12 protein-coding genes are annotated in these 14,790 nt (G+C 39.5%); 8 read left to right on the top strand and 4 right to left on the bottom strand.

What is annotated here, in order from left to right; translation table 11 throughout:
* Nucleotides 1–4 precede the first annotated feature (4 nt).
* From ACTB00_RS12550 to ACTB00_RS12520, 7 genes are all read left to right on the top strand, one after another.
* The gene (locus ACTB00_RS12550) at nt 5–1,483 is read left to right on the top strand and encodes a RagB/SusD family nutrient uptake outer membrane protein (RefSeq protein WP_463300262.1); all 1,479 of its coding nucleotides are present in this window, start codon (nt 5–7) and stop codon (nt 1,481–1,483) included.
* A gap of 300 nt (nt 1,484–1,783) precedes the next feature.
* Nucleotides 1,784–3,160, top strand: coding sequence for a glycoside hydrolase family 27 protein (locus tag ACTB00_RS12545; RefSeq protein WP_463300261.1), 1,377 nt, complete (start codon nt 1,784–1,786; stop codon nt 3,158–3,160).
* Nucleotides 3,161–3,393: 233 nt separating this feature from the next.
* Nucleotides 3,394–3,984 carry an RNA polymerase sigma factor gene (locus tag ACTB00_RS12540; RefSeq protein ID WP_463300260.1) on the top strand — a complete coding sequence of 197 codons (591 nt, stop codon included), beginning with the start codon at nt 3,394–3,396 and terminating at the stop codon, nt 3,982–3,984.
* Nucleotides 3,985–4,056: 72 nt separating this feature from the next.
* The gene (locus ACTB00_RS12535; protein WP_463300259.1) at nt 4,057–5,097 is read left to right on the top strand and encodes a FecR family protein; all 1,041 of its coding nucleotides are present in this window, start codon (nt 4,057–4,059) and stop codon (nt 5,095–5,097) included.
* Between the two features lie 93 nt (nt 5,098–5,190).
* Entirely contained in the window at nt 5,191–8,667 is a 3,477-nt protein-coding gene (locus ACTB00_RS12530) for a TonB-dependent receptor (RefSeq protein WP_463300258.1), read from the top strand.
* Nucleotides 8,668–8,699: 32 nt separating this feature from the next.
* On the top strand, nt 8,700–10,106 hold the full coding sequence (locus tag ACTB00_RS12525) for a RagB/SusD family nutrient uptake outer membrane protein (protein ID WP_463300257.1): 1,407 nt from the start codon (nt 8,700–8,702) through the stop codon (nt 10,104–10,106).
* Nucleotides 10,107–10,291: 185 nt separating this feature from the next.
* The gene (locus ACTB00_RS12520) at nt 10,292–11,677 is read left to right on the top strand and encodes an MGH1-like glycoside hydrolase domain-containing protein (protein WP_463300256.1); all 1,386 of its coding nucleotides are present in this window, start codon (nt 10,292–10,294) and stop codon (nt 11,675–11,677) included.
* Here the strand turns inward: ACTB00_RS12520 and ACTB00_RS12515 are convergent.
* Complete coding sequence (locus tag ACTB00_RS12515) at nt 11,674–12,387, bottom strand: YdcF family protein (RefSeq protein ID WP_463300255.1); 714 nt, start codon at nt 12,385–12,387, stop codon at nt 11,674–11,676. The two genes, ACTB00_RS12520 and ACTB00_RS12515, sit on opposite strands and share 4 nt — an antisense overlap.
* 134 nt (nt 12,388–12,521) lie before the next feature.
* On the opposite strand from ACTB00_RS12515, the gene ACTB00_RS12510 reads away from it, so the two are divergent.
* Nucleotides 12,522–13,949, top strand: a complete 1,428-nt coding sequence (locus ACTB00_RS12510; protein WP_463300254.1) for a RapZ C-terminal domain-containing protein — start codon at nt 12,522–12,524, stop codon at nt 13,947–13,949.
* A 58-nt stretch (nt 13,950–14,007) separates the two neighbouring features.
* Here the strand turns inward: ACTB00_RS12510 and ACTB00_RS12505 are convergent, their stop codons facing one another.
* Genes ACTB00_RS12505 through ACTB00_RS12495 form a run of 3 tightly spaced genes read right to left on the bottom strand, consistent with a single transcriptional unit; the run spans nt 14,008 to nt 14,721 of the window.
* Complete coding sequence (locus ACTB00_RS12505) at nt 14,008–14,202, bottom strand: hypothetical protein (RefSeq protein WP_463300253.1); 195 nt, start codon at nt 14,200–14,202, stop codon at nt 14,008–14,010.
* Nucleotides 14,186–14,521, bottom strand: a complete 336-nt coding sequence (locus ACTB00_RS12500) for a hypothetical protein (protein ID WP_463300252.1) — start codon at nt 14,519–14,521, stop codon at nt 14,186–14,188. The genes ACTB00_RS12505 and ACTB00_RS12500 overlap by 17 nt, the downstream gene beginning before the upstream one ends.
* Nucleotides 14,522–14,523: 2 nt before the next feature.
* Complete coding sequence (locus ACTB00_RS12495; RefSeq protein WP_463300294.1) at nt 14,524–14,721, bottom strand: T9SS type A sorting domain-containing protein; 198 nt, start codon at nt 14,719–14,721, stop codon at nt 14,524–14,526.
* Nucleotides 14,722–14,790: the final 69 nt, after the last annotated feature.

Here is a 14,790-nt window from a genome sequence, read left to right as displayed (position 1 = left end):
TCTGATGAAGAAAAAATTTCCTGGACTAGCATTTTTTATAATTAGTTTGATCGTAGTTGGATGTGATGACTTTCTAACGTTAACACCAGAATCTGAATATAGCACTGAATTAGCATATAAAAACCAGGATGATTTTGAACAAGCGATTGCTGGTATTTATTCAAAGCAACAGGAATTGTTTCAACCTTTCCATAGTTGGTACAGAGGTACTATTGGTAGAAGTGACGATACAAGAACAAATCAATTGTATTTGTATGGGATTGATATATTTACTGATGATGCGACTAATCCATGGTCATATGAGGCGTGGCAAAGATTTTGGCAAATTATTAACCGAACCAATCTCATCTTTGAAAAAATAGATGAGGCGGAGTTTCGCGATTTAGATATGAAGGAGTATATAAAGGGTGAAGCATATATATATCGGGCATATGCGTATTGGAGCCTTGCCTGTCAATATGGAGGTATGCCCTTAATTGATAAAACGAGATCAGAAGAAGAAGTAAAGGAAATTGCTCGCTCAACGACGGAAGAAACTTTTGCATTTGCAGCAAACGATTACAAAAAAGCAATTGAATTATTACCCGATTCATGGAATAACGAAAATATGGGTAGAGCGACAAAATATGCAGCCGAAGGTATGCTGGCACGTTTATATTTGTTTCAAAACAAACATGCTCGGGCAAAACCGTTGCTGAATGATATTCTTTCGTCTGGGTTATATGCCATGGAGCCAAATTATGTCGATTGTTTCACAGATTCAAAAGGCAACGGTAGAGAACGTGTGTGGGAAGTACAATTTACCGGAGGTCAACTTGGAGAAGGGCAGGGGTTTTCAACCAGCTGTTTGCCAGAGGAATTTAATAATGATACCATAATGCCATTCTCTGGATACTCCGGCGCAATGTTGGTAACAGATAGTCTTTATAATGCCTATGAAGCAGGCGACATTCGCAGGGTTATTTCGATATTAAAGGGGTGGGAGAGCTCTACAGGTATTGTTGATAAAACAAGTAAGTTTATCATAAAATTCACTCATTACGATAATTATAAGCCGAAAGACAAAACAGACTGGGCAATCAATTTACCAATTTTGAGGTACACTGATGTGAAAATGATGTATGCAGAAGTTTTAAACCACGAGAATTATATAACAAACGGCGAAGCTTTTGAAATATTGAATGAAGTTCGTACTCGTGCGGGTCTTGAGGCTTTGAGCTCAAACGATCTTCCCGACCAAGAATCGTTTCAGCAGGCTGTTATTAATGAAAGAAGGCTTGAATTTGCTTTTGAAGGACTTCGATGGAGCGATATGGTACGCTGGGGAATCGCTAAAGAAATGATGAATCGTCTACTGTCTTTTCCTTCAGAAGGAGGAGGTATTTATTCTATGGAAGATTATCAGGTTTTACTCCCGATTCCCTATGAAGAGATCCTTCGGTACAATGATGAATCTGTCATGTGGCAAAATCCGGGGTATTAGAATAAAATTCCAGATTGACAATTCAGTTGTGTTTTGAACATTTTCTGAACGGAGCTCCTGCCGATCATTTTTTTATCGATATGAGTTGCAGGGATCGTGTTCTGGTCTATCAAAAACCACATGAATAGCGAACCCAGTTTCCATTAATGCCGAACTGGATAGCTCTGGTTTGCTTTCAGGGTTCTTTGTGCTCCGCACCATTTTTTTGTCTTATAGAGCCAACTGGATTACCTTAATAAAAGTATTTAGTACATTTGTTTAATCGATAACAACTACCAATTATTATTAAATTTATCTAGCATGAGATCAATAAGTCTTTTACTATTGAGTTTTTTAACAATATCTTTTTTGTCCTGCAAAAACGAAAGCAAAACCAATAGTGGACCATTCAGGCAAGGAGAGTTTAAAACGTGGGCGAAAACCCCACCAATGGGCTGGAACAGCTGGGATTGTTATGGCCCTACTGTTGAAGAACCAGAGGTGAAAGCCAATGCCGATTACATGGCTGAGAACCTGAAGGAATACGGATGGGAATACATTGTGGTGGACATTCGTTGGTTTGTTGAGAACGACAAAGCCGGCGGATACAACCAAACCGATCCGCGTTATGTCATCGACGAATATGGTCGTTACCTGCCTGCCGTCAACCGTTTCCCATCGGCTGCTGATGGCAAAGGGTTTAAAGAATTGGCTAACTATGTTCATAATAAAGATTTAAAGTTTGGCATTCACATCATGCGCGGAATCCCTAAAGTGGCCGTTGAGAATAAGTTGCCTATTAAGGGAACAGATGGAATTACCGCTGATCAGATTTACTCAACTGAGTTGCAATGCCCATGGTTGAGAGATAACTACACCATTGTGGCTGATAAGCCCGGAGCTCAGGAATATTACAATTCTATTTTTGATATGTATGCTGATTGGGGAGTCGATTTTGTAAAAGTCGATGATCTTTCACGTCCATATCATCAGGGAGAAGTTGAGCTAATCCGCAATGCCATTGATCAATGTGGTCGTCCAATTGTTTTGAGTACTTCGCCCGGAGAAACTCCCATTGAAGCAGCCGATCATGTAAAAGAGCATGCCAATATGTGGCGCATGGTTGACGATGTTTGGGATACCTGGCCACACATCACGCACCTGATGGATGTGTGCCAGAAGTGGTATTCATACATCGCTCCAGGTACCTGGCCCGATTGCGATATGATTCCATTGGGGCGAATCTCTATTCGTGGAGAGCGTGGAGAAGACCGCATGACCCGACTGACAAAGGATGAGCAATATACCTTGATGACTTTGTTTACGATTTTCAAATCTCCATTGATGTTTGGAGGTGACCTACCAAGCAACGATGATTTTACCCTTTCGCTGTTAACAAACGAAGAAGTATTGAAAATGCATCGCAAAGGAACCGATGTACGACAGATTTTTCAAGAAGATGGAAAAGTCGCCATTACATCGCACAATCCAACGACTGGAGAAGTTTACCTGGCTCTGTTCAATATTTCCGATAGCGAATCAACGGCTGAAGTGTCAGTACCTTTTGATGAGCTCGGTTTATCCGGAAGTCAGGAAGTAACCAACCTATGGACTGGTGAAAAACTAGATTCGATAGAAGGATCATTTGTCCGGGAATTAGCTGCACACGAAAGCATTTTGGTTAAGTTAGCGAACTAGTTAATCTCCGTTGATTCTTCAGGATTTACCCTTCAGGAGCGGGGTGAGAAGATTGAAAAATTTCCACTTTAGGGAATTTTACAAACCGATCATTATAAGCTTGTTGGTATTCAATTATCAGCAAGCTTTTTTATAGCTCTGTCATTTTAGCACCCGCAACTTCGGAGATATCTATTCTACGAAAACCGAAATCATTTTATTTGTTGTCGTTTATTTTTTTCTACTTTTAAAAAATGAAGCGTTTGGAGTCTCTTTCCGAAGAAGAATTGGTTATTTCTTTAAGAAGTAACTCACAAGATGCATTTAAAAAACTGTTTGATCGGTATAGCCAAAAGCTGTTTCATTTTTCACGATCCTACCTTAAATCAGATTTTGAATCAGAAGAGATTGTACAGGAGGTATTCATAAAAATATGGGAGAATAGAGGAAATTTAAAAAGTGATAAATCCTTTAAATCATACCTGTTTACGATTGCTTTTAATGCCATAAAAAAGCATTTTAATAAAAAGATGCGTGAGGAAAAGTACAAGCACGAGCTGTTTGAATGGTTAATTCGGAGTTCGCCTGACTTGGAAACCCGAACGGAATTTGAAAAGCTAATTGAAAAATTAGATCATTTAATAGATCAATTTCCTCCGAAGCGAAAGATCATATTTCTTCGTCGAAAAAAAGAAGGGAAGTCAATTAGCGAAATTGCCCAAGAAATGGGTATTTCTCCTAAGACCGTTAAAAATCAAATAACTGCTGGGATGAATTCACTGAAAAAGTCTTTTGCTGAAGAGGATTTCTCCACTATACTTTTCTATTTTTTATTTATTTCATAAGAAAGACTCATTTTTCAATAGGACTATTTCTTACTGCGGGATATAACTGGTAAAACACAATAAAATTTCCGCATGAAAGAAAAAGTAGACAGCGGTGTCATCAAAAAATATAAAAGTGGACGATACTCATTTCGTGATTTGAAAAAACTCGCTTCGTGGTTTCAGGATAGCGAAAATCATGAAAATTTACAATCGAACATGCGCGAAGAGTGGGAAGAGTTTAATCTTCAGCCCACCGATCTTCAAAAAGATCTTTCATCGGTGTATCTGAATGTTGAGAGCAAAATAAATTCCGATAAAAAAGCGGTAAACTTCAAAGATCGTTTTTTCCATGTTTATTTACGGGTGGCTGCGGTTTTACTAATTCCGTTGCTCATTTATTCCTCTATTGTCACCTTCCAACAAAAATCAGTAGAAGAACTGGAGCCAAGTTGGGTTGAAGTAAATGCACCTTACGGAGCCCGAACATTGTTAAACTTACCTGACGGTACTGAAGTAACCTTAAATAGTGGTTCTCAATTAAAATATCTGGCTGATTTTAAACATGACAGAAAGTTGGAAATCGAAGGAGAAGCCTACTTTGATGTTGTTCACGACTCTGCTTCACCATTTGTTGTTCATACTGATTTTATGGATGTAAAAGTGCTGGGAACAAAGTTTAGTGTTGTTTCTGCTGAGGACGAAAATACGATCGATGTAATTTTGGAAGAAGGAAAGGTTCAATTAACGGGCGCCCAAAATTCATTTTCGGAGGTACTTACCAAAGATGAAAGCTTTGTATTTGATAAAGTAGCTCGCACAGGAAAAATAAGAAAGGTTGACGCTAGATATTTAACCTCATGGAAAGATGGGTACCTGGTATTTAGAAAAGAACCCTTAGGCAAAGTAATGCAGCGGCTTGGTAGATGGTACAACGTCCAATTTCAGATTGAAGATCCCGAAGTTGAAGATTTTAAATACCGGGCAACATTTCATGATGAGCCTTTGGAAGAAGTGCTAAGATTAATTGCATTGACTGCTCCAATTAGTTACGAAATAAAAGAACGAAAGATAAATACCAGTGATGAATACGAACCCAAAATAGTAATAATCAAACTCGAAAAACAAGACTAAATTAAAAATCAGGAAAGTGCTCGCAACACTCCCCTGATAAAGTAATGCATGAAAATGCGCTGAACATTTTATTAACATCACAAACGTAAATTTATGAAAAAAAATCCAGAACGATGGGTATTGCCCAGGCATGCTCTGAAAAAAGGTTTGCAAATGATGAAATGCAGTTTAATTCTCTATTTTCTCGGAATAATCCAGGTTTTTGCACTGGACACTTATTCCCAACAAACCAAGTTTTCGATGAACTTTGAAAGTACACGACTGGAAAGTATCTTAAACGAAATCGAAAATCAAAGTGAGTATTACTTTCTGTACAACCAGGATTATGTCGATGTTGATCAGGTTGTAACAGTCAATGTAAAGGATCGCCGCATTGAGGAGCTTCTCAATAGCTTGCTCGAAACCACAGCTATTGAGTTCGAAATATTCAATCGACAAATTGTGCTCACCGAAAAAGATGAATTTTTGAGGCAGCAACAAAAAACAATTACCGGTAAGGTGACTGATTCAAATGATCTGCCACTGCCGGGAGTTACGGTAGTTATTAAAGGCTCAACAGTTGGAACAATTACTAATCTTGATGGAGAGTACCAAATTTCGGAAGTGCCAACAAACTCGACTTTAGTTTTCTCTTTTGTTGGATTAAAAACTCAGGAAATCCAAGTTGAAGGTCGGTCTGCAATTGATGTTACCATGGTTGAAGATGCCATTGGACTGGATGAAGTTGTAGCTATTGGGTATGGAACGGTACGCAAACGAGACCTCACAGGCTCAGTTGTTTCCGTGGGAGCTGATAAGCTGGAAGAACGCCCATACAGCAATGCTATGCAAGCATTATCTGGTCAGGTTTCGGGTGTTCAGATTACGCAAACACAGGGAGCTCCCGGGATTGCACCAACGGTTAAAGTTCGCGGTGCTTCATCAATAAATGCAGGTACTACGCCTTTGTATGTTGTCGATGGAATACCTCTGGAAGATAATACCTCTAATTCAACTTCAACAGGAGCGAGTTCTGGAAGTAATATGGATTTTAACCGAAATCCACTGAATTATATTAACCCGAACGACATCGAATCTATTGAAATATTGAAAGATGCTTCTTCTGCAGCTATTTATGGTTCTCGTGGAGCAAATGGTGTTGTGCTGATTACGACCAAGCAAGGTAAAGCCGGAGAAACTAAAATTGAAGCAAATTATGAGTTTGGTATTTCAAGAGTCAATCGCAAGACCGAGATGATGGATGCCAAACAATTTATCGAATTTCAGACAGCCGCCAGAAATAACTCGTGGGCAACAATTGTTGCTAATGATCCGAATGCAACCAGAGGTAACAACGTAACTGTTCCTGTTGAATTTTCTGATCCTGAGTGGCTTAATCGTATTGGTAATGGTACCGATTGGCAAGATGTTCTTTTCAGAACTGCACAGTCGCACAATATTCAATTATCAGCTTCAGGGGGTAATGAGAAGACACAATTCATGGTATCCGCAGGTTTCCTGGATTCTGAAGGAGTTGTTGATCAAAACACATACAGTCGCATAAACCTTCGATCGAATGTGAGGCATAAGTTTAATGATAAATCTCGCATAGGTCTTAATATAGGACTTAGCAGAGCACAGGAAGCTCCTTACGGAACATCTGGAAAATCGGATGTAACAAGTTTGGGAGGATTGCAAAGCAACCCGATTTTCCCCCTTTATGTAGAAACAGGAAGTCTTGGATTCAAAGATCCCGAGTCAATCTGGAATACTTTTGTAAAATATGGTCTTCAGCTGTGGCATCCTTATTCTTTAACTCGTGAAGCTGATAAAAAGAAGGTCATGAATGTTGTAACTGCAAGCTCATATTTTGAATATGATGTCTTAAAAGATTTAACGTTCAAAACTTCAATGAGTACCAATGTAGAAAATACGTTTTACAATTTCTATTGGAATGAAGGTCAGAACTGGGGATATTCAGGATGGGTTCCGGCAACGGCCGATTTTATTACACTTCAATCCTATAACTGGGTGTGGGAAAATACGTTAAATTATAACAAAACTTTTAATGAAGTTCATGATTTAAGTGTCTTGGCAGGTTATAGTATTCAGGAGCAACGTACTGACTATAGCAATATGCGAGCTAGTAGTTTCCCGAATGACTTGGTTCACACCCTGAATGCAGGGGTGGTTAATAGCGGGAGTACTTCAGCTCAGGACTGGTCATTGATTTCCTATTTGGCGCGTACCAATTATTCCTATAAAGGGAAGTACCTTGTTACAGCAGCTGTTCGTGCTGATGGTTCATCTCGATTTGGTTCCAATAATCTTTGGGGATATTTCCCTTCCGGATCGGTCGCTTGGCGTATGTCAGAAGAAGCATTTTTACAATCGACATCTTGGTTGGATAATCTAAAAGTTCGCTTAAGTTATGGCGCGACTGGTAACAACCAAATCCCGAACTACGGAGCTATTGGTATTTTAGGTTACTCGCCTTATGTTGCTGGCGATAATGTAGAGCAAGGCATTAGCACCGAAACTTTTGCAGATAAAAATTTAAAGTGGGAAAAGACAGGCCAAATAAACTTCGGTGTTGATATGAGCATCCTCAATCAACGGGTAAATTTTTCTGGTGATATCTATTATTCTAAAACACGCGACCTGTTGCTTGATGTTCCAATCCCAATCCTTACCGGATTCTCTTCAACCTTAACGAATGTTGGTGAACTGGAAAATAAAGGTTTCGAAGTGAATATCAATACTCGAAATATCGATCGTAAATTTAAGTGGATGACTGATTTTAACATTTTTGCAAATCGCAATAAAGTGCTAAAGTTGGGCGAAAATGATGCTCCGATTGATATTAATGTAAGTAGTATGACATCGCGTACTGTTGTTGGTAAGCCAATTGGCATGTACTATGGTTATGTAATCGATGGCGTAATTATGTCGCAGGCAGAATTGAACAGTAATGAATACCCGGTTTGGCCTGGCAGTGAACCCGGTGATCCCAGAGTGAAAGACGTTAATGATGATGGTAAAATTGATTCTGAAGACCGGACATTCCTGGGAAATTATCAGCCAACATTTCAATGGGGTATGACCAATACCTGGTCTTATGAAGGAATTGAATTGTCAGTAATGCTTAGAGGTTCGCATGGAGCTGAAGTGCTTAACCATAATGCCCGCTATCTAAAATCAGGAGTTGGAGGTGGTAACCGAAACATGTATGAAGTTGTTTCAAACTTCTGGCGGTCAGAATCGAATCCGGGTAATGGTGAAATACCTAAACCTCGTATGCTACCGACTACTGTTCGTGACTTTGGCTCCAGCTATTGGGTTGAAGACGGATCGTTCGTTCGTATTCAAAACATTCGAATTGGCTATAACTTACCACAACGAATGGCTCAGAAGCTAAACGTAGGCGGAGTAAAATTCTATGTGAATATGGAAAATGTATATGTATTCTCTGACTACTTAGGATATGACCCGGAAGGAAGTACCTATCAAACCGGCGTTTTAGTAGGCTTTGATTATGGCGCCTATCCAAATCCGTTTACAGCTACAGCCGGAGTTAATATTACATTTTAAAAAACCAGATATAACTATTAAAACTAAGGAAAATGAAAAAAATATTATATATCCTGTTTTTAAGCTGCATAATTCTCTCTGGTTGTGGGGAAGAATTTCTTGATCGAACACCTATTTCAAATCCTAATGAAGCGGATTTTTATCAATCGCAGGAAGATATAGAAACGGCTCTATGGGCTGCGTACGGTTCATTATACACGTTGTATGGACCTGAAAGTTTACCGTCGTTTTATGGCGAGTTAATGTCGGATAATGTATATAGTGATAATGCAGCCGGAAGAATTCAAGACTATGAAGGTTTTGAAAATCATACCATGAGCGATGATAATGAATTGGTATTGGGCTATTGGAATAGCTACTACGAGGCATTATATGATATTAATAATATTATTGCTAGTGCTGAAAATCTGGAATTTGCAAGCCGCGATGCTTTAATAGCGGAAGCTAAATTTTTGAGAGCTTTGTATTATTTTGATATGGTTCGTGCATGGGGTGACATTCCATTGGTAACCAGTCCGTTAGGCATTGATGAAGCTTATGAGCAAGCTCGCACACCAGAATCAGTTGTGTATGATCAGATTATAGCAGACCTGACTTCAGCGGTAGCTAATTTGCCGGCAAAAGCAAACGAACGCTTCGTTGGTGCCGCAACTAGCGATGCTGTGAATACGCTTATGGGTAAAGTTTATCTTACCATGGGCGATAAGCCAAAGGCAACAGAAGCTTTGATGAAAGTGTACGGAAAGTTTTCACTGGTTCCATATGCTGATTTGTGGGATTTAAACGAAAAGAACAATGCTTCGTCCATCTTTGAAATTCAATATGAAGGTGGTATTTCAAATCCTTACAGTAGGTATTGGGCGATGTTCTCTCCACTCGACAACCGCATTGTTACGGCATGGGGAGCCGGCATGAATCAGGTTACCATGGATTTGTGGAATGCCTACGAAGATGGCGATCCCAGGCGAGATCTCTCTATTCAGGATGGTTACACAACTGCAAATGGTGTAGAAGTAGACGTGAAATACCCTATTAAATGGAAAGATGAAAATGCTGATGTTGATGGATTAAGAGAAACATCTGATAATAACTTTATTGTTTTGAGATATGCCGATGTTTTACTTATGCTTACCGAAGCGACCGGAGACGTTAAATATATGAATGAGGTTAGAGCTCGGGTTGGTCTACCGGCCTATGGTACCGCTGGATTTCCATCGGAGTATAATACCGTTCCTTTGGCGCTTGAACATGAACGCCGGGTTGAGCTCGCACTGGAGTTTCATCGTTGGTTTGATCTGAAACGTACAGGACGTGCCATTGAAGTATTGAAAAATAGTGGGAAAGGGATCACAATTAATGAGAATCAACTGTGGCTGCCTATTCCTCTCGAGGTGATTACACAAAACCCTGACGTGATTAGTCAAAATGATGGTTACTAATATTTTTTCATAATAAGCGTTTTAGTTAAGTTAGATTGAAGACTGCTGGTTTGTTAATAGTAACAGATTGGCAGTCTTTTTCTTTCCGGCAAATTTTATTTTCCAATAACGATTGCTATTTTTAGTGAGACTAAGACTATTAGTGAGACTAAGACTATAACGCAAACTAACTAAACAACTTTAAAGTGAATAGATCAGCCTGCCTTCGTACATTGTTCGGAATTATTTTATTCTCCATTGCATTTCATTGCCCTCCAGTTTTTGGACAAGTTCAATCAGCTTCATCCGAAAAATACATATCGTTAATCAAGTCAAATGTTTACAAGGATTACAAAAAGATGTTTCGCGAAGGGAGTGGAGCATTAAAATACCCGTTTTTAACTCCCGGAAGTAAGCAGTATGCGAATGTATTGTGGGACTGGGATTCCTGGCTGAGCAATGTTGCTTTGCGCCAGATCTTAACAGATGTCGGATCATCGGACGACTCAAAGGAAGCCTTGAAGTATGAACAGGGCTGTGTTCTTAATTTTTTAAGTTATGGAGATTGGGATGGATATATTCCGATTGTAATTTGGGAAGATTCGAACCCGAGAGATATTGATTCGGAACAGATTTACAAAATGAATATGCATAAACCAGTGCTAGCTCAGCACGCTGCATTTTTATGTAAGTTGCAAAATGGCAATGCTGAATGGTTGAAGGAGCATTTTTATTATTTGCAGGCTTTTGTAAATAACTACAAGGCTCATCATCGCGATGAAGCAACCGGATTGTTTTACTGGCAAACCGATGTAGCGATTGGTGTTGATAATGATCCGTGTACTTTTTTCCGTCCGAATGGGAGTTCTGCTTCGATTTATTTGAATTGTTTGATGTATCGCGAATTGTTGGCGATGGATTACATTGCAGGCTGTTTAGGTATTCCACAAGTTGGAGAAGAATTTGCTGAGGATGCCAAAAAACTTAAGCAGGCTGTTCAGGATCATATGTGGGATGAAAGGGATGGTTTTTATTATAGCGTGGATTTGAATCTTCGCCCAAAAACTGTAACGACAGATAAATCGTTAGGCAAGGAGTTTGTTATTCACGCTGGATATCCGCGTGATTACGACTGCTTGATTCAGCGGATAGAGGTGTGGTCGGGTTTTTTACCCATGTGGGCTGGTATTGCAACCGACGAGCAGGCCGAAAGAATGGTCAAGGAGCATTTCCTCGATCCAAAAACTTTTAATTCACCGTCGGGTGTTCGTACACTTTCCCGCATGGAAAAGATGTACAGTCTGCGAGCTAGTGCGAATCCTTCGAACTGGCGTGGCCCAATTTGGGGTATTTCAAACTATATGGTATTTAAAGGGTTGGAGCGATATGGCTACGACAAAGAAGCCAAAGAGCTGGCGCTGAAAACCATTAATTTATTTGGTCGCGATTTTGACGAAAATGGAGCGCTTCATGAGTACTATGAACCAGAAACTGGAGAGCCTCTTCTGAATAAAGGGTTTCAAAATTGGAATTACTTGGTGATTAATATGATTGCTTGGCTGGAAGGTCGGGATGCAGAGGCTGAATTTTAAATCCAGCCTCTTAATTTGTAATAGCTTAAGGCTGCCAGTTCTCGGGCAATCAGAATCTCATATTTCAGGTGGGTCCAAAACTGGTAGCGAAAGGATTTGCTTTTTCCAATGTTTGGTATTGGTAGCTGATTTCCACCTAGCTTGTCATCGTCAAAACTAAGATCAGCTTCCAACGTGTTCTCGAATGCAGGCAAGGCATTTACTTTCGTAAAACCAGCTTTCTGAAAGCACAAGACAGAACGTCTCGTGTGTTCGGGTGAGGTAACGATTAAAAGCGACTTTTGCGTCAGTAATCGGCCATGGAAAAGTCTTAGATTCAATGCTTGCCAGCGTGTATTTGTTCCATGTTGCTCAAATAAGATCCGATCTTTTGAAATACCTCTTTTGATTAAATCTGTGGCTACTCTCTTGGGGGTTGAGAGCGAATCATTCAGGTTCCCGGGGATTGAAATAATGACTTTGCTTGTCGGAAATTGATGGGCGGCATCGACCACAAACCAAGCTCGCATCAGGTTCGATTGACTTGGCATGCCTCCTCCTCCCAGCATAATAATGTACTCAGGCTTTTCATTCACTTCAGCTAAACTTGTCCCCAACCAGTGGTAGGCGTAATAAGGCGAAGTAGTAAAACTAAGTCCCAGCAAAATCAGGAAAAGGATGCCGGCAGCAAACACGAATCTTTTTAAAAACTTGAGGATTTTAGAGCCCACTTCAAACTTGAATTTGTTAAGAGACAGCAAAGTACGAAAAAGACAAGTTTCAATCAAAAACGGGCGAACTATTTTATCCTGACAAGCGCTATTTTTCTGTTATCTTTGTTTCATATCAGAAAAAAGAGAATGCTTTGGATTTAAAAATAAAAGAAGAAATTATCCGACTATATGAAAGTCACTTTCAGGAAGAAATGACTGCTTTTGAAGTCTTGCCTCAATCCGGCTCATATCGTGAGTATTGCCGAATTAAAAGTGCGAATCATCAGGCGATTGGTTCGTGGAATCAGGATGTGAGAGAGAATATCGCTTTTCTGGAATTCTCCGATCATTTTTTCACTCAAGGAGTTGCAGTTCCTGAGATTTATACTGTCAACAAGGAGAAAACGTGCTATATACAAGAAGACCTGGGAAATCTCACCTTGTTTGATTATTTGAGCCGGACACGAGAGTTGGAAGGCTTCTCGGAGAAAATAATCCAAGTGTATCAGAAAGTGCTCATTGAGCTCCCAAAGCTGCAAATTAAAGCCGGTAAGGGAATCAATTACGATTTCTGCTATCCGCGGGCAGCGTTCGATAAACAGTCGATGATGTGGGACTTGAACTATTTCAAATACTATTTTCTGAAGTTGGCAAAAATACCTTTTGATGAGCAGGCGTTGGAAGACGATTTTCAAAAGTTCAGCGATTACCTGTTGGCGGCTGACAGCGACTTCTTTATGTTCCGTGATTTCCAGTCGCGCAACATTATGCTTCACGATAGCAAAGTAGCTTTTATCGACTACCAAGGGGGTAGGAAAGGAGCATTGCAATACGATTTAGCCTCCTTGCTCTACGATGCCAAAGCGGATATTCCACAGGCGGTTCGTAATGATTTGCTGGAGTTTTATCTGGACGAGTTGGAGAAGTACATTCTGATCGATCGGGATGAGTTTAAAGCTTATTTTACGGGCTATGTATTGATCCGGATTATGCAAGCAATGGGTGCTTACGGCTTTCGTGGTTTTTATGAAAAGAAAGAACACTTTCTGAAAAGTATTCCGTTTGCCTTGGAAAACCTGAGCTATTTGCTGAATAACAACAATATTCCGATTGAATTGCCGGAGCTGGTTAAGGTTTTAGAAGCCCTAAATCAATCTGAATTTTTAAAGAAAATTGGAACTAAGAAAGGAAAGTTAACCGTTCGTGTTACCAGCTTTTCATACAAAAAAGGTTTGCCACAAGATCCTTCGGGAAATGGTGGTGGATTCATCTTTGATTGTCGGGCGATTCACAACCCGGGGCGCTACGAAGAGTATAAACAACTGAACGGTAAAGATCAGCCGGTGATTGACTTTTTAAAAGCCAATTCTGAAATTGATGAATTTCTCTCGCATGTATGTGCCCTGGTTGATCAATCCGTAAGTATGTATTTAGAGCGTGGATTTTCGCACCTAAGCGTAAGTTTTGGTTGCACCGGCGGGCAACATCGTTCGGTGTATTCAGCCGAGCAAGTGGCCAAATATTTAACAGAAAAATATCCAGTAAACGTGATTTTATCGCATATAGAGCAGGATTTTTAAAAAAGAAAAGGGATGTCATCTGAGAAATGACATCCTTTGGATCTATTGTAAATAAATTTTAGTTACAGCTTATTGTATTATTGACATCAACATCAATCGTTAATTCTGCGCCGGAAATTACTTCGAAGTTTTTATCAATAGTTACTTCCTTGCGGGTAATCATGTTGATCGAAGCTCCTGAAGCTACGGTGACGTTATCGACGACTCGGATTGCATAATTATCTTCGATATCCTGATTACCAGTTAGAGTCAAGTTTTGTAAATAGGTTGTAGCTGATTCCGCAGCTGCATTCACCGAAGCATATCCACTTAATAAAGTAAACGTTTTCTAAACTTGGAGTTACAGCTTTAGGAAAGGCCTTTTTAAATTTCTTGATTGAATACTTGCTGTAAAGCAGGTTTAAATCATTGTCCTTGGCTTTAACTTTAAGAATATCAGAATCTTTATCTTTTGTTATTTCTGGTACAATGTCAGGATCTTCAATTTGTATATAATATGCAACATCCTGAGCAAATAAATAGGTCGACTGGATTATAAAGAATATAATCGTTATAGTTTTGATGAATTTCATATTTATAATTTAATAAATTTACTACTTTCAGTAAGTTCTCCTACTGATATTTTAACGACATACACGCCATTAGAATCTAGTTTATTGGCGATTTCTAAGTGATCGTTAGTAATGTCGAAAAAGCTGCATATTGCCCCATTTAAATCGTATAGTGTGATATGCGCTTTTAACCTGGCGATTTCGGTCTGACCGTGCCACACTTTTCGGTTTAAACCGTGCCACTTTGGGAGATGCTGCAATTATACAAAAAATTTAATCTTCATTCTTCA

This window comes from Sunxiuqinia sp. (assembly GCF_055140945.1).
This window is presented reverse-complemented; position numbering and strand designations above follow the sequence as displayed.

Bases quoted from the DNA above. Each gene is read 5' to 3' on its own strand.
- ACTB00_RS12500 (WP_463300252.1), bottom strand. From the start codon at position 14,521: ATGAAATTCATCAAAACTATAACGATTATATTCTTTATAATCCAGTCG.
- ACTB00_RS12550 (WP_463300262.1), top strand. From the start codon at position 5: ATGAAGAAAAAATTTCCTGGACTAGCATTTTTTATAATTAGTTTGATC.
- ACTB00_RS12530 (WP_463300258.1), top strand. From the start codon at position 5,191: ATGAAAAAAAATCCAGAACGATGGGTATTGCCCAGGCATGCTCTGAAA.
- ACTB00_RS12535 (WP_463300259.1), top strand. From the start codon at position 4,057: ATGAAAGAAAAAGTAGACAGCGGTGTCATCAAAAAATATAAAAGTGGA.
- ACTB00_RS12525 (WP_463300257.1), top strand. From the start codon at position 8,700: ATGAAAAAAATATTATATATCCTGTTTTTAAGCTGCATAATTCTCTCT.
- ACTB00_RS12540 (WP_463300260.1), top strand. From the start codon at position 3,394: ATGAAGCGTTTGGAGTCTCTTTCCGAAGAAGAATTGGTTATTTCTTTA.
- ACTB00_RS12545 (WP_463300261.1), top strand. From the start codon at position 1,784: ATGAGATCAATAAGTCTTTTACTATTGAGTTTTTTAACAATATCTTTT.